Source organism: Ruegeria sp. CL5 (genome assembly GCF_056536485.1).
Genome location: NZ_JBQFPS010000004.1, coordinates 288,766 through 307,703, shown reverse-complemented (window position 1 = coordinate 307,703; position 18,938 = coordinate 288,766). Strand labels below are relative to the sequence as shown.

General features: G+C 56.3%; 17 protein-coding genes. 7 read left to right on the top strand and 10 right to left on the bottom strand.

Annotation, left to right across the window (positions count from 1 at the left end):
• Positions 1-2: 2 nt before the first annotated feature.
• From ACR0IU_RS09440 to ACR0IU_RS09430, 3 genes are read right to left on the bottom strand one after another with little or no spacing between them, the layout of a single operon-like run.
• Positions 3-902, bottom strand: a complete 900-nt coding sequence (locus ACR0IU_RS09440; protein WP_010438517.1) for a carbohydrate ABC transporter permease — start codon at positions 900-902, stop codon at positions 3-5.
• On the bottom strand, positions 895-1,767 hold the full coding sequence (locus ACR0IU_RS09435; RefSeq protein ID WP_170387762.1) for a carbohydrate ABC transporter permease: 873 nt from the start codon (positions 1,765-1,767) through the stop codon (positions 895-897). Before ACR0IU_RS09435 ends, ACR0IU_RS09440 begins: the two co-directional genes overlap by 8 nt.
• A 57-nt stretch (positions 1,768-1,824) precedes the next feature.
• On the bottom strand, positions 1,825-3,069 hold the full coding sequence (locus ACR0IU_RS09430; RefSeq protein ID WP_010438511.1) for an ABC transporter substrate-binding protein: 1,245 nt from the start codon (positions 3,067-3,069) through the stop codon (positions 1,825-1,827).
• A gap of 216 nt (positions 3,070-3,285) precedes the next feature.
• Here ACR0IU_RS09430 and ACR0IU_RS09425 point away from each other — a divergent pair, with 216 nt between their 5' ends.
• Positions 3,286-4,023 carry a response regulator transcription factor gene (locus ACR0IU_RS09425; protein WP_010438510.1) on the top strand — a complete coding sequence of 246 codons (738 nt, stop codon included), beginning with the start codon at positions 3,286-3,288 and terminating at the stop codon, positions 4,021-4,023.
• Positions 4,020-5,462 carry a sensor histidine kinase gene (locus ACR0IU_RS09420; RefSeq protein WP_480716064.1) on the top strand — a complete coding sequence of 481 codons (1,443 nt, stop codon included), beginning with the start codon at positions 4,020-4,022 and terminating at the stop codon, positions 5,460-5,462. Before ACR0IU_RS09425 ends, ACR0IU_RS09420 begins: the two co-directional genes overlap by 4 nt.
• A 1-nt stretch (position 5,463) precedes the next feature.
• Here ACR0IU_RS09420 and fliP read toward each other — a convergent pair whose 3' ends face one another.
• From fliP to fliF, 4 genes are read right to left on the bottom strand one after another with little or no spacing between them, the layout of a single operon-like run.
• Entirely contained in the window at positions 5,464-6,192 is a 729-nt protein-coding gene (gene fliP / locus ACR0IU_RS09415; protein ID WP_480716063.1) for a flagellar type III secretion system pore protein FliP, read from the bottom strand.
• Positions 6,189-6,476 (bottom strand): FliM/FliN family flagellar motor C-terminal domain-containing protein, encoded by a 288-nt coding sequence (locus ACR0IU_RS09410; RefSeq protein WP_170471601.1) that lies wholly within the window; start codon positions 6,474-6,476, stop codon positions 6,189-6,191. Before ACR0IU_RS09410 ends, fliP begins: the two co-directional genes overlap by 4 nt.
• Positions 6,469-7,065 (bottom strand): FliH/SctL family protein, encoded by a 597-nt coding sequence (locus ACR0IU_RS09405; protein ID WP_480716062.1) that lies wholly within the window; start codon positions 7,063-7,065, stop codon positions 6,469-6,471. Before ACR0IU_RS09405 ends, ACR0IU_RS09410 begins: the two co-directional genes overlap by 8 nt.
• Positions 7,065-8,654 carry a flagellar basal-body MS-ring/collar protein FliF gene (gene fliF / locus ACR0IU_RS09400; RefSeq protein WP_480716061.1) on the bottom strand — a complete coding sequence of 530 codons (1,590 nt, stop codon included), beginning with the start codon at positions 8,652-8,654 and terminating at the stop codon, positions 7,065-7,067. The genes ACR0IU_RS09405 and fliF overlap by 1 nt, the downstream gene beginning before the upstream one ends.
• A 119-nt stretch (positions 8,655-8,773) precedes the next feature.
• On the opposite strand from fliF, the gene ACR0IU_RS09395 reads away from it, so the two are divergent.
• The 5 genes from ACR0IU_RS09395 to ACR0IU_RS09375 are packed head-to-tail and all read left to right on the top strand — an operon-like array spanning position 8,774 to position 13,392.
• Positions 8,774-9,271, top strand: a complete 498-nt coding sequence (locus tag ACR0IU_RS09395) for a flagellar basal body-associated FliL family protein (RefSeq protein WP_480716060.1) — start codon at positions 8,774-8,776, stop codon at positions 9,269-9,271.
• Between the two features lie 9 nt (positions 9,272-9,280).
• A complete protein-coding gene (locus ACR0IU_RS09390; protein ID WP_319545562.1) occupies positions 9,281-9,742 on the top strand; it encodes a hypothetical protein in 462 nt (153 codons plus the stop codon).
• Positions 9,739-10,332: a MotE family protein gene (locus tag ACR0IU_RS09385; protein ID WP_480716059.1), complete on the top strand. Its 594-nt coding sequence runs from the start codon at positions 9,739-9,741 to the stop codon at positions 10,330-10,332. Before ACR0IU_RS09390 ends, ACR0IU_RS09385 begins: the two co-directional genes overlap by 4 nt.
• A gap of 46 nt (positions 10,333-10,378) precedes the next feature.
• On the top strand, positions 10,379-11,248 hold the full coding sequence (gene motA, locus ACR0IU_RS09380; RefSeq protein WP_170541948.1) for a flagellar motor stator protein MotA: 870 nt from the start codon (positions 10,379-10,381) through the stop codon (positions 11,246-11,248).
• A gap of 8 nt (positions 11,249-11,256) precedes the next feature.
• Entirely contained in the window at positions 11,257-13,392 is a 2,136-nt protein-coding gene (locus tag ACR0IU_RS09375) for a hypothetical protein (RefSeq protein WP_480716058.1), read from the top strand.
• A 119-nt stretch (positions 13,393-13,511) separates the two neighbouring features.
• On the opposite strand, the gene ACR0IU_RS09370 is transcribed toward ACR0IU_RS09375, so the two are convergent.
• From ACR0IU_RS09370 to betB, 3 genes are all read right to left on the bottom strand, one after another.
• On the bottom strand, positions 13,512-14,864 hold the full coding sequence (locus ACR0IU_RS09370; protein WP_170780270.1) for an MmgE/PrpD family protein: 1,353 nt from the start codon (positions 14,862-14,864) through the stop codon (positions 13,512-13,514).
• Positions 14,861-17,302 carry a GcvT family protein gene (locus tag ACR0IU_RS09365; RefSeq protein WP_480716057.1) on the bottom strand — a complete coding sequence of 814 codons (2,442 nt, stop codon included), beginning with the start codon at positions 17,300-17,302 and terminating at the stop codon, positions 14,861-14,863. The genes ACR0IU_RS09370 and ACR0IU_RS09365 overlap by 4 nt, the downstream gene beginning before the upstream one ends.
• Positions 17,303-17,422: 120 nt before the next feature.
• Positions 17,423-18,877, bottom strand: a complete 1,455-nt coding sequence (betB, locus tag ACR0IU_RS09360; RefSeq protein ID WP_480716056.1) for a betaine-aldehyde dehydrogenase — start codon at positions 18,875-18,877, stop codon at positions 17,423-17,425.
• Positions 18,878-18,938: the final 61 nt, after the last annotated feature.

Below are 18,938 nucleotides of genomic sequence, written 5' to 3'. Positions count from 1 at the left end.
TCTTATCCCTTCACTGAGCCAGCGGTCAGGCCGCGGATGAAATACTTACCGGCAACGACATAGACGAGCAGCGTCGGCAGACCCGCGATGATCGCGGCCGCCATGTCGACGTTGTATTCTTTGACGCCGGTGGTGGAGTTTACGATATTGTTGAGCGCCACGGTCACGGGCTGTGTCCCCGCCTGGCTGAAGGACACACCGAACAGGAAGTCATTCCAGATCTGCGTGAACTGCCAAATGACGGTCACCACGATGATCGGCAGCGACAGCGGCAGGAAGATCGACCAGAAGATCCGCATAAACCCGGCCCCATCGACGCGCGCAGCCTTGGTCAGCTCAGCCGGAATGGTGACATAGTAGTTGCGGAAGAACAGCGTGGTGAAGCCCAGCCCGTAGATCACGTGGACGAAGATCAGACCCGGAATGGTTCCTGCGATTCCCATGATGCCCAGAAGGCGCGCCATGGGCAGCAGAACCACCTGGAACGGGATAAAGCAACCAAACAGCATCAGCGAGAAGATGATATTCGCGCCTTTGAACCGCCACTGCGCCACGACATAGCCATTCAGCGCGCCCAGCAGGGTCGAGATGGCCACCGCAGGGACCGCGATCAGGACCGAGTTCCAGAAGTAAGGCCGCAGACCTTCGCACTGGATACCGGTACAGGCGCCGGACCATGCAGTTTTCCAGGCGTCAAAGCTGACCTCTCGCGGAAGCGAAATCAGGCTGCCAGTACGAATTTCCTCAAGGCTTTTCAACGATGTGGTCAACATCACGAACAGCGGCATCAGGTAATACAGCGCGAACAGGCCCAGCAGGACGTAAAGCAGCCAACGCAGGGCAATCTTACCAGTGGCGCTTTGGGTACGGGTTTGGGTTTGGGGCATCGACAGATCAGTCATTTTTCGCCCTCAGCTCTGAGTAAAGATAGGGAACCACGATGGCAAAGACGACCAGCATCATGATCATCGCGGACGAGGCCGCCTGACCAATATCGCCGCGAGAAAACGCCATGGCGTACATATAAGTGGCAGGCAAATCAGTCGCGTAGCCCGGACCGCCACCCGTCAGGGCGATGACAAGGTCAAAGCTTTTGATCGCGAGATGCGCCAGTACGATGAAGGCTGACAGGAAGATCGGGGCCATCGAGGGGATGATGATCGCAGTATAGATGCGCCATGTCGGGATGCCATCGACCTGCGCGGCCTTGATGATCTCTCCGTCCACTGACCGCAGACCGGCCAGGAACAGCGCCATGACGAAACCCGAGCTTTGCCAGATCGCGGCCATCACGATGGTGTAGATGGCGTAATCAGGGTTCACCAACCAATCGAACTCGAAGTTTGTGAAGCCCCAGCCCTGCACCATGGATTCTATGCCCAGGCCCGGGTTCAGAATCCACTTCCACGCGGTACCGGTCACAATCATCGACAGCGCCATCGGGTAGAGGTAGATCGTGCGGATGGCTCCTTCGACGCGGATTTTCTGATCCAGCAGGATGGCCAGCAACAGGCCCAGTACCATCGCGATGACGATGAACAGCGCGCCAAAGATATACAGGTTGTTGATCGCCGTATCCCAACGGGGCGAGTCAAAGAGGCGTTCATACTGGATGAAGCCCTTGATCTCGTATTTCGGCAGTAGTTTCGATCGGGTCAGCGACACCCATGCGGTCCATCCGATAAATCCGTAGACAAAGATCAATACGGCGATGAACGACGGTGCCAGCACCACCTTGGGCAGGTGGTTTTCCAGCCATTCGGACATTTTAGCCTCCGGGGAAAAATGCTCTGCCCCTCAGTATAGGGGGCAGAGCGTATTGGATCAGTAGCTGTTTGCTACCGCGTCCGCCAGTTGCTGAACCGCGTCAGCAGAGGACATATCCGAGTTGAAATGTGCGGTCACAACATCGGTGATCGCACCGGACTGCGACCCGCGCAGCGCCATGCCATGGGCGTAAGACGGCAGCAGCGAACCTGCGGCAGATGTCGAGCCCATGTCTTCGGCCGACAGGTTGGCACAGATGTCAAAATCTTCCAGACCAACATCGGTCCGCGCAGGGATCGAGCCTTTGTTCAGGTTGAACACTTTCTGGAAGTTCGGTGCAACGATCAGCTTGGCGAGCAGGTCCTGACCGGCTTTCTTGTCGTCGCCTTCCACGTCAAACATGGCAAAGCTGTCGACGTTGTACAGATACCCGTCGCCGGGGGTCGAGGCGCACAGGAAATCTTCGCCGGGCTTTTTGCCAGCCGCCAGGAATTCACCCTTTGCCCAGTCACCCATGATCTGGAACGCGGCTTCGCCGTTCATCACCATCGCGGTTGCGAGGTTCCAGTCGCGGCCCGAGAAGTTCTCGTCCACGTATCCGCGCAGGGTACGCATCTGATCAAACGCCTGCACCATGGTGTCCGAGGTCAACGCTTCGGGGTCCAAGTCGACCAGTGCTTTCTGGTAGAACTCAGGTCCACCGACGCCCAGCACAACTGCTTCGAATACGGTGGCGTCCTGCCATGCCTGACCGCCATGAGCCAGCGGGATCACACCGGCGGCTTGCAGTTTTTCGGCAGCGGCATTGAATTCATCCCAAGTGCTGGGCATCTCGATACCGTTTGCAGCCAGAACGTCCGCGTTGGCCCAGATCCAGTCAACACGGTGAACGTTCACCGGAGCCGCGCACCAGGTCCCTTCACACTTCATGTGCCCCGCGATCGACGCAGGAAGGACATCAGCCCAGCCTTCTGCCTCGGCCACGGCCGAGATGTCTGCCAGAACGCCTTCTTCATACCATTCCTGAATGGCGGGGCCTTTCAGCTGAACAGCTGTCGGCGCGTTACCGGCCAGAACACGTGCGCGAAGCGCAGTCATGGCCGCATCACCGCCGCCACCTGCGACCGGCATATCGGTCCATGTGCCACCGTTCGAGGCAAACTCCTCCTGCAGAACCGCGACTGATTTCGCTTCACCGCCGGATGTCCACCAGTGCAGAACTTCTGCCTGCGGTTCGGCCACTACCGACGACCCGGCCGCAATGGCAAAGGTCGACACAGTGACAAATGCAAAACGCTTCATATTTGTTCTCCTCCCTGAGAATTCGGTGCCACCCAATGGGCGGCGATGCTCGATATAGCGCTAACAGAATGCCGCATGGCAACGCAGAATGCAGAGCAATATCCTGACAAGGCGGAAATTTTCACCGCTTTTGTTACCGCGTGTTACTTTGGGCTTGAATCCGTTTCCATTCGTTACAATTGGCGGCAGCGGAGGAAGTTTGAGAGGAGGATTAGAGTGGGTATTCCCCGGCTCCTGGTGGTGGACGACGATTCTGAGATGCGTTCGATGATGACCCAGTTCTTTCAGCAGAACGGGTATATAGCGCTGCCTGCCAGTTCGGAAAGTGAAATACGCACGCATCTGACCTCAGGTCGGATCGACCTGATCCTGTTGGACGTGATGCTGGGCGATGAGAACGGTGTGGAAATTTGCGCCAGATTGCGTGCCGAGCAAGATGTACCGATCATTCTGGTCTCTGCCTTGTCGGCAGATCACCAGCGCATGGCGGGATATGAAGTTGGCGCGGATGACTACATTGCCAAGCCATTCAACCCGCAGCTTCTGCTGGCCCGCGTCCGTGCTGTGATGCAGCGCGCGCAACGCACCCCTTCGCTGGCTTATCGCCGCCGTACCCGTACATTTCACTTTGACGGCTGGGTCTTTGACGGCAAACGGGACGAGGTACATTCGCCCGACGGCTATTTAGTCTCGCTTTCACAGCGCGAGACCGCCCTGCTGAAAGTCTTGCTAGCAAATCCGCACATCCCGCTAACCCGGGATGAGATCGCCACCGCGCTTGATGTCACCGGCGAGGCTGACAAGCCCGAGGCGCAAGGCCGCGCCATCGATATGTTGGTTGGGCGACTACGCTCTAAAATCGAGGCTAATCCGAAAGAGCCTCAGATGCTACGCACTGAGCGTGGGGTTGGGTACATATTTACCGCCGACATTTCGGTAGATGAGGACGCATGACATTGCGCCTGCGCAGTTTTGGTTGGGTCTGGACGCTGTCAGCCTTCGCTGCAGGGATGTTGGCAACCGTATTGTGGTTCACCTCTGCACAGGCCTGGAACCGTTTCCAAACTCAGGCATTTGTTGCGGGATTCACCGTATACGAGGATTTGCGGACGGGGATGGCACCGCCACCCGGCTTGCTGATCAATCCCTTGCCGGCCAAGGCCGCCGCACTTGCCGATAGGGGAGAATTCCAACAAATGCCGGGCTTTTCGGATCGCCGCTTTGTCACCAATCTGTCGATCCTGACCGACAGTTCAGCCCCTCTGAGTGGACGCGAACTGACGCTAGCGGTATTGTCCGATCGTCTGGTCTATCCGGTCTCGGATATCGTGTCGGGCAACGATCAGACCGGGCCCGAGAAGATGGGCAATCTGACGCGCCTGCTTGCGACCTATTGCAGCGAACCCATCCTGATCGCGCAATTCGGGCGCGGGGTTTGGCAGCAGGTCGATGGCACCGAAATCTGGGGCTGCAAAGCTGCGCCGATTGATCTGCGCCTGCCCGCGATATTGCTGGGAATAGTCGCGCTGGCCGCGTTGCTGACCTCGGTCGGGAATGTCTCAGACAGCTTCACGCGCTTTGCACAGGCACTTGGTGACCGCAAACGTCGCGGTGGGCCACAAAGTTATGATGCGGACGGGCCGGAAGAGCTGCGCGATATCGTGGCTGCAGTGAATGATCACCTTGAGGCTGAACGCGCGCAGCTTGAGAAACGCGCCATTGTGCTGTCGGGTGTTAGCCACGATCTGGGTACGCCGGCAACGCGTGTCCGGCTGCGTGCCGCCCTGATCGACGATGCCGAATTGCGCGAGAAGCTCGAAGCAGACGTGGATCAGATGACCGGCATGATCGAAAGTGTACTAACCTATACAAGGTCCGAGCTCAGCGTTGAAGAACCGCGGCAGATCTCGTTGACCTCACTGGTCGAGTCACTGGTCGCCGACTATCAGGATATGAACTTGCCGGTATCTTTGAAAGCAATTGAACCTGTGGCTGTCGAAGGTGCGCCGTCATTGTTCATGTCGCGCCGGGGGCACGGATCGCTGCCTGAGACACGGCGCATTCTGGTGATGGGTCGACCAATCTCGTTGAGGCGGGCGCTGTCAAATCTGATCGACAACGCCTTGAAATATGGGCGCCGGGCCGAGGTTGAGCTGGAAACCGATGCTCAATCCGCCACGATTATTGTCGAAGATAAAGGCACCGATTTGTCGGTTGATGATATCGAGGCATTGCTGGCCCCGTTCCAGCGTGGGTCAAACACCGGTTCGTCAGATGGCTTTGGGCTTGGCCTGACCATCGCACGCACCGTTGCCGAGCAACATGGCGGAACGCTGAGCTTTGAGGCCGGAGACCAAGGCTTGCGCGCCTGCCTGCAGATCACCCGGCAATAGATCAAGGCGAATAGCTGCGTACCAGCGCGCTTGCGATCAAAGCCCAACCATCTGCAATCACGAAAAATGCCAGTTTGAACGGCAGGGAAACCGTGGCCGGAGGCACCATCATCATACCCATCGACATAAGGACGGCCGCAACAACCAGATCGATGATCAGGAACGGCAAAAATATCAGAAACCCGATCTGAAATGCCCGCGCAATCTCGGACAGCATGAATGAAGGCATCAGAACGGACAGAGGTGCCTCGGGTGACAGCTGCAAATCCACGCCATCCGGTCGCAATGCTGCCATCGCCTGGAACGTATCGACATCCAAACGCGCCGCCATGAAGCTGCGAAACGGCACCAGCGCGCGTTCCAGCGCGGGCTCCACGTCGATTGTTTCCTCGACCATTGGCTGGATGCCGACTTCCCACGCTTCGGTAAAAACCGGCTCCATGATGAAATAGGTCAGAAACAGCGCCAGACTGACAATCAGCATGTTGGGCGGCGATTGCTGCAACCCAATCCCTTGCCGCAGTATCGCCAATACGGTGATCAGAAACGGAAAACAGGTGATCATGATCGCCAGACCCGGTGCCAGGCTGAGCACCGTGATCAGCAATATCAGCTGAATCGTCCGGGCCGAAATCGATCCATCTTCGCCCATAGACAGCGACAACTCCTGCGCCATGCCGCTGGTGGGGACGACCAGCAGAATTGCCAGCCAGATCAGATGGCGCATCATCCGATCCCGTTTTGCAGATCCGAGATCTCTGTCAGCCGCACAGCCAGCTGCCCAGCCTGATCTCCTTCCATTTCCTCCAGCAGCCCGCGCGCGACCAATTGGTCCCCGACATACAGGTCGACGGGGTCTTCAATACGTTTGTCCAGCGCCAGAACGGCGTTTTCGCCCATGTTCAGCAGATCACGGATCAAAGGTCGCGCCCGACCGACCGAAACTGTGACTTCGATCGGAACCGCTTCGAACGGATTTGGCTTTTCGGATTTCGGAGCTTGGGAATCACTCATTTGACAGAGCCTCTTTTGCTTCAAATAGATAGGCTTCGAAAGTTGCGGCAATGGACGCGAGCAAAGCGCTACAATCCACCTCTCGATAGGCGGTGCCCACTTGCAAACGCGCCTGTCCCGGCTGCAGAGAAGGGTCCTCGGCAACTTGTGGCAACGGCGTGAGATCTTGTGGAAGAACTGCCTGAACCTGATCGGCGGCACCGTCCGGAACGGTAAGTAGCATCGGCTGCCCGATCTGTTCCCGGGCCATCTCACAAAGCTGTTCAGTCAATCTGGCGGAAAAGCCCAGTTCGACGGTTTCGGGCAAAACCACCTTTATCAGGCTCTGAAACATCGGTTCCAGCGACAATGTCATCCGGGTTAACGCCTCCTGATAGGTAAACGACAGGTCTGCTAGCGCTGCAGACAAGTCAGAGCTCAGCTGCGCCCCACCCTGTTCCCGCGCCTGCACCGCATCTTCCCAACCGGCACCATAGCCTTGCTCAAAGGCCGCAAGGCGTTGTTCTTCCAGTGCCTCTTCATCCAATAGATGAACAGCGACACAAGCTGCTGGGGCGGTGAAATCCTCAAGGAGATGAGCGATAGACATCACACCCTCTCCTCACCTTCTTCAAGCCAGCTTCGCAGGATCTCAACCGTCTCTTCCTGTTTGTCACCGATCATGGCGCGCAATCGGTCGACGGGGTCTTCACCATGGGCGCTGGCTATTACCGGAACATTTGTCTGAGCGGTCTCAGGAAGTGATGTGAACTCTTGCGCATCACCATTTGCGATCTCTCCCGTCAAGTAAGTTGCAGGCTCCGCTTCCAGCGGTATGCCTGCCGGTAGCAACGCAGGTGCAGCAGATTGTGTCAAAATGGGTCGTATGACAAACAGACCCAAAACAAGGGATACCAGTGCCAAAACGAACATCTGAATCAGCGACAAGGCATCAAGATGAATCTTCTGCCAGATCGACGACGATACCAATGTACCCTGCGGCTCAACAACAGGTAGATCAAGCGATTTCAGGGTAATGACGTCACCGCGTTCGGCATCATAACCTACGGCTGAGGAAACGAGCTCCTCCAACGCGTCAAGCTCTGGCTGCGGCATGGGTTCAAATCGTTCGACGCCTTCTGCATCAACCGTTCGGGCACCGTTGACCAGCACTGCAACGGTCAGACGTTTGATGGCGCCCGGCGCTCGGTGAACCTCGAGTTCGGTCTCGGAAACCTCATAATTCACCCGCTCGCGGGTCTGGGTGGCATTTGAATTGGATTCGTCCCCGCCAGCACCATCCCCATCCGGCAGATTTGACGCCACGGTCACGTCTGCAGACTGATTTCGCGCACTGTCAGACCGTTCTTCAACATCCGTACTGATCGCTACGCGACCTTTAGGATCGAAGCGGCGCTCACGGATCGACTCGGTTTCGGTCACCGTATCCACGCTGACCTCGACCACGGCATTACCGGCCCCGACGCGTGCTTCGACAAGTCGAAGAACTTTTTCCCGCAACTGGCGTGCTTTATCGTCTGCAGTATCAGCGGCCACGGTTGATTCCTGTGCTCCGATCACAGCGCCGTTCGAATCGATTACGGTGACGTTTTCTGGTGCAAGCCCGCTGACAGCTGACGCCACCAGTAACCGGATCGCCTTGGCCTGATCTCCTGTGATCTGCGCACCCGATGGCACCAAATATACCGAAGCAGTCGGCGCAACACTACGTTGAAACGGGTTGGCCGAACCGTTGGCGATGTGTACGCGTGCCTGGCTGACATGTGAGCTGCCGACAATCGTGCGGGCCAACTCGCCCTCTTTTGCCCGCCAATAAGCAGCGTCAAACATCTGCGACGTCGTGCCAAATCCACTGAGTGAGTCCAGCAACTCGTATCCGCGGTTGCCGTTTGCTGGCAGTCCTTCACTGGCCAACGTCATGCGCAACTCATCCCGTTGCGAACCCGGTACATAGATCGAACCACCCCGGATTTCATACGCAACACCGCGCTGATCCAGCGATCGCACGATATCACCCGCCGCACCGCTTTCGAGACCTGAATATAACAGCGTCATCGACGGTGCCGTCGCAATCCGTGACATCGCAAGCACGCCCAGAAACACCAGCACTACCGCACCGGCCACGAAAATTTGTTTGCGCTTGTCCAAACTTGCCCAGACAGTTCCGATCTGCTGCACACTCACCTCCGACTCACCGACATTCTGCTCGGCTCAACCCCTGTTTGGACGATTGCCCTTAACAATCGGTTAGTCCCTGCGGGGTTATGACAGTTGCCGAACAGATTCATGAGGACGGCATGACCGATGCAACAGCTGACGAAGTGGAAACCCCTAAAAAATCAGGAAATAAGGGCCTGATTCTTGGGATGATTCTGGCCGTGGCAGGCGGTGTTGGTGGCTATTTCATAACCGCCTCTGGCTTACTGCCAATTGGTAGCGGTGCCGAAGCAAAAGAAGAAGATAGCAATAGCAATAAAAGGCCAGCGACGGCGTTGCCAGACGTGAGCTTTGTTGATCTGCCGCCGGTGATCGTTTCGGTCAATGCAGGCGATTCACGGCATCTCAAGTTCCATGCACAACTCGAGGTGAACGCGGGCTACGCCGCCGAGGTTGAAAAGATGCAGCCGCGAATCATGGATGTTCTGAACAGTTATCTGCGCGCGGTCGAGCTGAACGACCTTGAAGATTCACTCGCCTTGGTGCGCATCCGTGGGCACCTGCTGCGACGTATAGGAATTGTCGTGGGTGACGGCCGTGTGCGCGACGTTCTGGTGACAGAATTTGTATTGAATTAGGAGGCGAAGGTGGAACTGATTGCCGATATTCTGCTGGTAGCAGGCGCGCTTGGGGCAGGACTGTACTGTTTCATTTTGGCGCGACGTTTGCGTCGATTTACTGATCTTGAAAAGGGCGTGGGTGGTGCGGTTTCCGTTCTTTCGGCCCAAGCGGAAGAGCTGCGAAAATCGCTCGATAGCGCCCGTCAGTCTTCCGACGAGTCCGGGGTTGCCCTGCAGACTTTGACTGAACGGGCGGAGTCGGTAGCGCAGCGCCTGGAACTGATGATGGCCTCGATGCACGATGTCGTACAGGAAGACCAACCAAGCCCTGAGCAGCCCGAAGAGCACGCGCAGGAAAAATCTGACGTGGACGCTGTCGAAGAAACTGTTCCTGAAAATTCTGAGCCCATATCCCTAAAACCCGTAACAAAGCCCGAGGGCTTGATGTTCTTTCGGCATGCTGCAGCGTCAAGCGGGTCGGGCCAATGATCCGCCAAAGAAAAAAGAATTCTGACCAGCGCCCGCGCGGAGGAGTTCTGACCGTCATCTCCTTGCTGATGATCGGGTCCGCCATCATTCGGATCGGGCTTGAGGCTGGGCCTGCGGTGGCGCGTGGGACTGATCCGGCCTTGGCAAAGCAAATCAAGTCGGAGCGCATTGAGACCAGCGCCGCGGATCTGCAAGTTTTGCTAGCAGAACTGCTACGCCGCGAAGTCGAACTGAATCAGCGGGAAAGCACGATTGTCGATCGAGAACATGCGCTGGACATCGCAGATCAGGCCATTGAAGCCCGGTTGGCCATGCTGCAGGAAGCCGAAGAGTCGCTGCGTGAGACCGTCGCTATTGCCGAAACGGCCGCCGAAAGCGACCTGACGCAACTGACTGATGTTTACCAAAGCATGAAACCAAAGAATGCCGCGGCCTTGTTCGAAACCATGGATGCAGTATTCGCCGCCGGATTCTTGTCACGCATGCCACCGGAGGCTGCCGCCAATGTGATGGCCGGTCTCAGCCCCGAGGCCGCCTATGGTATCAGCGTCATCATGGCTGGGCGCAACGCCCGCGCCCCACAGGAATAATGCTGATGGGCAACCACTTCTCCCACCTTAACGCCGGAGATCACTTATGATCGGACTCATCGGAATTGCTGTTATCTTCGTTATGGTTTTTGGCGGATATCTCGCCGCTGGCGGCAAGATGGCGATTATCATGAAGTCATTACCGTATGAAATGATGATGATCGGAGGCGCCGCGATTGGTGCTTTTATGATCAGTAACGACATGGGTGGGGTCAAACACACCGCGAAAGATATTGGCAAAGTGTTCAAAGGCGCGAAGTGGAAGCCCGAAGATTATCGTGATCTGCTTTGCCTGTTGTTCTCGTTGATCCGGATCGCGCGCGCAAACCCGGTTGAGGCCGAACAACACATCGAAGAGCCTGAAAACTCGTCGCTTTTCTCAGCTTATCCCAAGATCAAAGCCGACAAAGAAGCCGTGGATTTGATCTGCGACACCATGCGCTCAGCCGCGATGAACTATGACGACCCGCATCAAGTCGAAGAGGTGCTTGAAAAACGGATGGAGGCAAATTTCCATCATGCCATGCACTCGAGCCATGCCTTGCAAACTGTTGCCGACGGCCTGCCTGCTCTTGGTATCGTAGCTGCGGTTCTAGGCGTTATCAAAACCATGGGTTCGATCGACCAGCCGCCAGAGGTGCTGGGAAAACTCATCGGCGGCGCGTTGGTCGGCACTTTTCTGGGCGTTTTTCTTGCCTATGGTTTGGTCGGTCCGTTTGCTGGCAAACTGAAAGCTGTAGTTGAAGAAGACAACCATTTTTATCAACTCATCAAGGAGGTTCTGGTCGCGAATCTGCACAATCACAACGCTGCGATGTGCATCGAGGTCGGACGCCAAAACACGCCAACCCACAACCGCCCAAATTTTTCGGAGCTTGAAGAGGCCTTGAAAGAAATCAAACAGGCGGCTGCATGATACGGGCTTTGACATTAATTTTATTGGCCCTTGGCACCAGTGTGTCAGCGCAGGTGCTGCGTGTTCGCTCGGGTGAACACGATGGATACACCCGTCTGGTGATACAAGTGCCTGCCGGCACCGATTGGGTTATGACTCCAAACGAACGCGGTGCTGATCTGAATATTGCTATCAAAGGCGCCACATTCGATACCGGAACCGTATTTGACCGGCTGACCAGCAAAAGACTTCAGTCTCTAACTCAGGCTAGTTCAGGTGGAGCTCTGAAGATGGTCTTTGGATGTGAATGTGTCGCCACCGCATTTCTGCATCAACAAACTATGGTGGTCGTGGACATCTCGCCCGGTAAATTCATTCCGGTTGCGGTTCCAAAAATCGACGTGGTGACAGACCTTCACCCGGACATCGCAAAGCAAGCTCCGCCTCCAGCACACATCCCTGCAACTGCGCTGGCGTTGCCCTTGTTGCAAATGAGTCATCAAAACTTTGAGGACGAGCTGATATCCCGCATATTACAAAGCGCAGATCGTGAGGTTATTGACCTCACACTTGCTGGTGTTGGGCGCAGACAATCCGCTCGTTTTGGACCTTTGAAAACCTCAGACGCACAAGCGCCCAATTTACGATTGTCTTCAGTTCTGGACGACGCCCGGGGTCTCGAAAGTCTGGAACTTCCGGAATTCGATGCCAAATTTGAATGCATCACCGATGCTGAACTGGAGTTCGACTCCTGGGCAGGCCCCGAACCATTTGTGGTGCAGGTAGCGCGTCTGCGAACGGGGCTATTCCAGGAGTTTGATCGACTCGATCAGGAAAAGGCCCTGAATCTGGCCAAGCTGTACACATATTATGGATTCGGAGCCGAAGCGCTGCAGGTGTTAGATCTGCTGCCAGGAACGACGACAGAGCAACAACGTATTTCGGCGATGGCGTCTACTCTCGATGGTTTGACTGCGTCTGAACCGCACTCATTCGAAGGTCAACAAAGCTGCGAAAGCGCTGCAGCGCTATGGGCACTTCTGGCCGAGAAGAAATTGGCACCGGAGGCACAGCTGAACATAATCGAGCAAGCATTCAACCGGCTTCCCGAACACCTTAGGCGGCAACTCGGGTCGACTCTGGCAGACTTGCTGGCAACAACCGGGCGGCTGGAAGCAGCGCGGCGTATTTTGCGTTCGGTCGACAGATTGATGACCGCTGAAACGGCCGACGTGACCCTGACCAGGGCCACGATCGCCGATGCCGAAGGCAATGCACATACCGCGAGCGCTCACTTGACTGAAGTCATAGCCACCCCAAGTGCTTCTGAGGAAGCGCCTCTGGCGCTGGCGCGGTTGATCGAAAAAAGATGGGCTGATCGGGTTTCGATACCACCCAAAGATCTCGATTTAGCGGCAGGTTACGCACGTGAACTCAGAAACTCCGAACTCGGGCCCATGATGGCGCGCGCTCATGTGCTTGCGTTGTCGATGTCGCAGGAGTTTGATGGTGCCATGCATCATATCCAAAATGCACCTGATGATAAGGATTGGCGCCGCACGCGAGATCAGGTGCTGCAACTGCTTGTTGAGCGGGCGGATGACATCACCTTCCTGCGCTACATTTTCGGACTGAAGGAGAAAACTCGCATTACCCTGAGCGTGGATACGGCCACATCGGTGGCGCGTAGGTTGGTCAATCTTGGGTTTTCGAGCGCTGCCCGGGAATGGACAGACCCATCGGGCGATCAAAACCATGCTATCGAGCGTGCCCAGATTCGGGCGCGTTCATCTCTACTAAGCGACCATCCTCGCCAGGCTTTGCTAGAATTGTCTGAAGATCCCTCGGACGACGCGCGAGTAATGCGGGCTCAAGCTTTGGCGCGGGAGCAAAACTTCAACGCCGCGGCGGAATTGTTAAGAGAAACTGGTCAGATCGAGGCTGCCGACCGCCTATCCTGGTTGGCGGGCACGAATGAGATTGATGCGGAGGATTCGAATGTCTTCAGCGATCTAAATCGAATCAGAATATCGTTAGATCAACCGATTGAACGGCAATCTGACAAACCTCTGGCAGATGCCAAAACGCTTACTAAGGAGAGCGCCAATGCCCGCGCGCAAATTTCTGATATGCTTGAAATCGTGCAAACAGGCGGATTGAATTGATCGGACCCGCAGCGCCCAGTGGTTATGCTGTTTCAGAGTTGGTCATTCGTTTTACACCTTATATCAGTCTCTAACTTGGCGATTCTCGATCATGTAATTTAATTCGGCGTGGTGCCGTATCAACATGCGGGTGGGTCGTATATCAGGGCAGACAGATTGGAAAAGCTCGACCCGGGTTGGGTCAAATTCAATGTGGCCGCAAGGATCTGGGCGGCCCGATCGCCACCCACAGCTGGCGCTGCAAATTCGGTGAATTTATCGGTAATCTCCTGTTTGCTCAGGGGATTTTCCTGACCACCGCGCGCGTTGATATCACCTGAATGATAAACAGATCCGTCCAAGGTTTCGATCTCGACATCTGCCCATCGTCCTGCTGGGAAACGGGCAGAGTGACGTGGGCTCTCATTGACCTTAATCAGCCTTGTGATCTCTGCGACCGCTGGATCGGACAGGCCTTCGCCCGAGATATGTTCCACGCCAATGCGGCCGTGAACTGCCTGAACCGCTACAGCAAATGGCAACGAGTATTGAGCTTGTGAGGTAGTCAGAGGGTGGTCAGAATACAGACAAGCTGCTTCTTTAAAGCTATTGATGCGGATGGCTGCGATCTGTTGATGTGTCAGCTTGTGTACCTGCATCAGCATCTGAACACCGTCGATTGATGCATGTGCCCAACGGCAGATTGGATAGGGTTTGATATATTGCTGCTCAACTTGCCAGACCCGGCCAAGATCGTCCCAGAATGGAACAGCCTCTTTCGCCTCGATCGTGATTGCAGGTGATCCGGTAAATCCGCGCTCGGCCAGGATGGCAGATGACAACCCCACCAGGGCACCCCAACCGGAACCGTCGTGCAACATTGTTGGATTTGCAATCTCGCGCATCATTTGGCTGCGTGGCCCGTGGAATTCTGCAATCCCCAACGCCTGTCGCAGTTGATCTGGGGCATGACGGCGTAAACGCGCCGCCAAAGCAGCCACGCCCAACGCATTCCAGGCACCGGAAGTGTGATAGTCACTGACCGTTGCGTGTAGGGTCAGGCCAGCCCGACCCGCGATTTCATACCCGATGATCATAGCCGCCAGAGCCTCACGACCCGACAGATCCGGGCATTGTTCGGCCAACGCAGCAAGCGCCGGAACAATGGCAACTCCGATGTGGCCTTTGACGGGATTGAACCCGTCATGGGCATCCAGATTATCGGTTTGGCTGGCAGTTGCATAAGCTGCACCTGCAAGACTGGCGCGCCGCCCGTCGAACAGCATCCGAGCGCTAAAATCAGGCTCTGAACTTGCAAAAAGCAACGCTGCGGTATCCCGGGCGATCCCACCGGCCTGCATCGATCCTGCAGCGATTAGAACACCCATCGTATCCAGCAACAAATACGCAGCTGTCTCGCGTGCTGTGTCGGGAATGTCTTCGGCGGTACCGTTCAGAGCAAACTCGGCAACCCGGTCAAAAACGTTGGTCATTTCACTGGCTCCGCAACGGCTTTCGTATCGCGTAATCTGTTTCCGGCGGGGTCGAACGGTGGCTTTGAAAGGAATTTAGCTTTGTGTGGTTTTCCAAGGATGAAGATGTCAACCGTGTCTCCGGGTTTTGCGGCTTTGGGGTTGGCGTAACCCAGGGCCAGGGATTTGCCGACCGAATACCCATATGCGCCGGAAGTTACCCGGCCCACCGGGGTACCGTCGGGGGTGAAGATCGGTTCACCGCCAGTGGCGTCGGCTTTGTCCGCATCGACCTCGAATATCGAGAGCACCTCGCGCGGGGCGTTATCCTTGACCCGTAGATAAGCATCTTTGTGCAGAAATTCTTTGTCCAACTTGATCAGACCTGACAGGCCAACCTCTTGTGGCCAGTATTCCTGAGAATATTCTCGCCCCCACGAGCCATACCCCTTTTCGATGCGCAACGATCCCAGTGCGCGGCCACCAACCGGGCCACCGCTCAGGTCTTTTGCTGCCTCAAATAGCGCTGAATAGAGCCTGATTTGATCTGATTCCGCGCAATGCAACTCCCACCCCAGATCGCCAGTAAAGCTGACGCGGATGGCCAGGCAATTAATGCCCACCACCTCGATGGTGCGCGAGCGCATAAAGCGGAACGCGTCGTTTGAAAGGTCCGCATTGGTCAGCCGCTGTAACAATTCGCGCGACTTGGGCCCAGCCACGTTGAAGCCTGCAATGCGATCGGTGGCGACCTCGAACGTGGTGCCTTCAGGCAAGCCGATCATGTTGAAAAACCGCTGATGATAACGCTCGGCCATACCCGAACCGATCATCATATACTCTTCATCAGCTAACTTGGTGATGGTAAAGTCACCAGCCACGCCGCCGCGAACTGAAATCAGGGGCGTCAGGCACGAACGACCAACCTCGGTCGGGACCTTGTTGGCCACCAGACGATCCAGCCAGTCATAAGCACCTGGGCCTTTCACGACGTAATTGGCGAAGTTCGAGATGTCGATCACACCCACATGATCGCGCAGCATCTGCACCTCGCGGCCCACCGGTTCCCACCAGTTCTGACGGGTGAACCCATTGGTTTCCTGTAAACCGGGCTGATCGGCAAACCACAGCGGATGTTCCCAGCCGCAGTTCAAGCCAAAGACCGCGCCCATATCCTTTTGCATTTCATAGGCGGGACGCAGGCGCGCGGGGCGTCCCGCGCTGCGCTCCTCATTGGGGAAATGGATGGCGAAACGGTGAGTATAGACGTCCTCGACCCGTGCCTTGGTAAAGGCCTTGTCGGCCCAGTCGCCGAACCGGGCTAGATCCCAGGCGAACATGTCGTATTGCGGCTCGCCTTCGATCATCCATTGCGCAGACAGCAGACCCAGCCCGCCCGATTGCGAGAAACCGGGAATGATGCCGGTGCAGCAGAAATAGTTCTGCAGCTCGGGCACTGGACCCCAGATTGCGTTTGAATCAGGAGACCAGATCATTGGCCCGTTGATCACTCGTTTGACGCCCGCCGTGGCAGCAACCGGGACCCGTTCTGTGGCGCGGATGACATTTTCCATGATCCGGTCCAGATCGTCTGGGAACAGGTCATGGGCAAAATCCAGCGGCGTGCCGCTTTCGGCCCAAAACCGCATGTCTTTCTCGTAGGCGCCGATCAGAAGGCCGTTGCCTTCCTGGCGGAAGTAATATTCTCCGTCCCGGTCAGCGATCGAGGGTAAGCGGTGCCCAAGATTAGCCACTTCGTCGATGGCTTCAGTGACGAAATACTGATGCTCGGTCGGTTGCAGTGGCAGTTCGATGCCCGCCATTGCAGCCACTTCGCGCCCCCACAGGCCCCCCGCATTCACAACCCATCGAGTGTGAATGTCCCCCTTATCCGTGCGCACGATCCAAGAGCCATCGGATTGCTGTTCAGTCCCTATTACAGGGCAAAACCGCTCAATTGTGGCCCCCATTGCCCGCGCACCCGCAGCGTAGGCGTGGGGAACCCCGGACGGATCGACATTGCCCCCATCGGGTTCGAACATGATGCAACGGATGTCGTCAAACTGCGCCAACGGGTGAAGTTCACACGCCTGTTCGCGGCTGATCTCATAAAAGTTCAAACCGTAGAACCGGGCTTTCGCCTCCTGCAGTCGTAGCTGATGTTCGCGATCTTCGGTTTGCGCCAGATACAACGAACCAGATTGGAAAACCCCGCAGCCCTGCCCGGTTTCCTTCTCCAGCTCTTTGTACAGGTTCATCGTATAGTGCTGGATGCGGGTGATGTTGTTGTTGTCATGCAGGCCGTGGATGTTCGCTGCCGCATGCCAAGTTGATCCCGAGGTCAGCTCATCGCGTTCCAACAGAACCACATCGGTCCAACCAAGCTTGGCCAAATGATAGAGGATTGAGCAGCCAACCAATCCTCCTCCGATCACGACGGCCTGAGCGTGGGTCTTCATGGTCTGATCTCCTGTCTGCGAACCTAGTGCTCTCAGGAAAGTCAGCCACAGCCAAATGTCAGGTTATGCTCTGTTCCCGACGCGAAATGTCGGGAACAGAGTCTGAATGACCGGTTTTGATCAGTAAGGGGCCTCGACATCGTTCATCGAAACATACACTGTCTTCATCTCGCTAAAGTGGTTGATCGCCAGTTTCGAGTTCTCGCGCCCCACGCCCGACATCTTGGACCCACCGAACGGGGCCTCAACCGGGGCGAGGTTATAGGTGTTGATATAGCAAGTGCCAGCTTCGAACCCCGCCACAATTCTATGGGCGCGGGTCAGGTCATTGGTGAAGACACCGGCAGCCAGACCGAATTCGGTATCATTGGCACGCGCCAGCACCTCTTCTTCGGTTTCAAAATCCAGCACCGACATCACAGGTCCAAAAATCTCTTCTCGTGCGATTGCCATATCGTCGGTGACGTCGGCAAAAACTGTGGGCTGCATGTAGTACCCGTCACCTGCGATCCTGTCGCCGCCGTAGACCAACCTCGCACCCTCGGCTTTACCTTTTTCGACATAGCCCAGCGCAATATTCATCTGGTTTTCGCTGACCATCGGGCCAAAATTGACCTCCTCATCCAGCGGATCACCAATTTTCGCAGTGGCCAGACGATCGGACAAACGCGAAAGAAATGCTTCCTTGATACCCTTTTGTACAAAGACGCGAGTGCCGTTGGAACATACCTGCCCCGAAGAATAGAAATTGCCCAAGATCGCACCCGAGACCGCATTGTCGAGATCTGCATCGTCGAAAACGATCATCGGGGACTTCCCGCCCAGCTCCATGGTGACGTGTTTCATGCCATCGGCTGCCGCCGCATAGACCTTGCGGCCCGTTGGAACCGACCCCGTCAGCGAGACCTTGGCCACACGCGGATCGGTAACCAGGCTGGCCCCGACATCTCCATAGCCTTGCACCACGTTGTAGATACCTTTTGGCGCGCCCGCCTCGATCAAGATTTCGGCCACCTTCAAAGCTGACAATGGTGTGGTTTCAGACGGTTTGAAGACCATCGCATTGCCGCAGGCCAGCGCTGGGGCACCTTTCCAACAGGCGATCTGGGTCGGGTAGTTCCACGCACCAATGCCGACACAGACACCCAATGCCTCGCGGATCGTATAAACGAAATCTCCACCCCCCAGTGGGATATGTTCGCCGGTCAGAGACCCTGCCAAGCTACCAAAATATTCCAAAGCATCTGCGCCGCTTGTCGCATCTGCCACAAGTGTTTCCTGCAGTGGCTTGCCGGTGTCATGGGTTTCGAGAACTGAAAGCGCCCGATTGCGATCCCGCATGATGTCCGACGCACGCCGTAGGACCCGGCCCCGTTCCGTGCCCGACATGGCGGCCCAGCTTGCCTGAGCCGATTTTGCGCTGTTTAGAGCCTGTTCTATGACTTCAGGTGTTGCAGAATGCAACCGCGCGATAACTTCACCGGTGGCTGGATAGATAACGTCGATTGGGGTGCCTCTGGTATCTTCAACATAATTGCCGTTGATGAAATGGCTGGCCTTGGGCTGAAATTTCATGCCGAGTCCTTCTCTTTTCGGATCACCCCTGCGCAAGGGGAGGTGTGTGTTGCTGACAGAC

What these genes read in the sequence shown, in the direction of transcription:
- motA (WP_170541948.1), top strand. Translation starts at nt 10,379, where the DNA reads ATGATCGGACTCATCGGAATTGCTGTTATCTTCGTTATGGTTTTTGGC.
- betB (WP_480716056.1), bottom strand. Translation starts at nt 18,877, where the DNA reads ATGAAATTTCAGCCCAAGGCCAGCCATTTCATCAACGGCAATTATGTT.
- ACR0IU_RS09365 (WP_480716057.1), bottom strand. Translation starts at nt 17,302, where the DNA reads ATGAAGACCCACGCTCAGGCCGTCGTGATCGGAGGAGGATTGGTTGGC.
- ACR0IU_RS09440 (WP_010438517.1), bottom strand. Translation starts at nt 902, where the DNA reads ATGACTGATCTGTCGATGCCCCAAACCCAAACCCGTACCCAAAGCGCC.
- fliP (WP_480716063.1), bottom strand. Translation starts at nt 6,192, where the DNA reads ATGATGCGCCATCTGATCTGGCTGGCAATTCTGCTGGTCGTCCCCACC.
- ACR0IU_RS09395 (WP_480716060.1), top strand. Translation starts at nt 8,774, where the DNA reads ATGACCGATGCAACAGCTGACGAAGTGGAAACCCCTAAAAAATCAGGA.
- ACR0IU_RS09405 (WP_480716062.1), bottom strand. Translation starts at nt 7,065, where the DNA reads ATGTCTATCGCTCATCTCCTTGAGGATTTCACCGCCCCAGCAGCTTGT.
- ACR0IU_RS09385 (WP_480716059.1), top strand. Translation starts at nt 9,739, where the DNA reads ATGATCCGCCAAAGAAAAAAGAATTCTGACCAGCGCCCGCGCGGAGGA.
- ACR0IU_RS09370 (WP_170780270.1), bottom strand. Translation starts at nt 14,864, where the DNA reads ATGACCAACGTTTTTGACCGGGTTGCCGAGTTTGCTCTGAACGGTACC.
- ACR0IU_RS09430 (WP_010438511.1), bottom strand. Translation starts at nt 3,069, where the DNA reads ATGAAGCGTTTTGCATTTGTCACTGTGTCGACCTTTGCCATTGCGGCC.
- ACR0IU_RS09410 (WP_170471601.1), bottom strand. Translation starts at nt 6,476, where the DNA reads ATGAGTGATTCCCAAGCTCCGAAATCCGAAAAGCCAAATCCGTTCGAA.
- ACR0IU_RS09420 (WP_480716064.1), top strand. Translation starts at nt 4,020, where the DNA reads ATGACATTGCGCCTGCGCAGTTTTGGTTGGGTCTGGACGCTGTCAGCC.
- ACR0IU_RS09435 (WP_170387762.1), bottom strand. Translation starts at nt 1,767, where the DNA reads ATGTCCGAATGGCTGGAAAACCACCTGCCCAAGGTGGTGCTGGCACCG.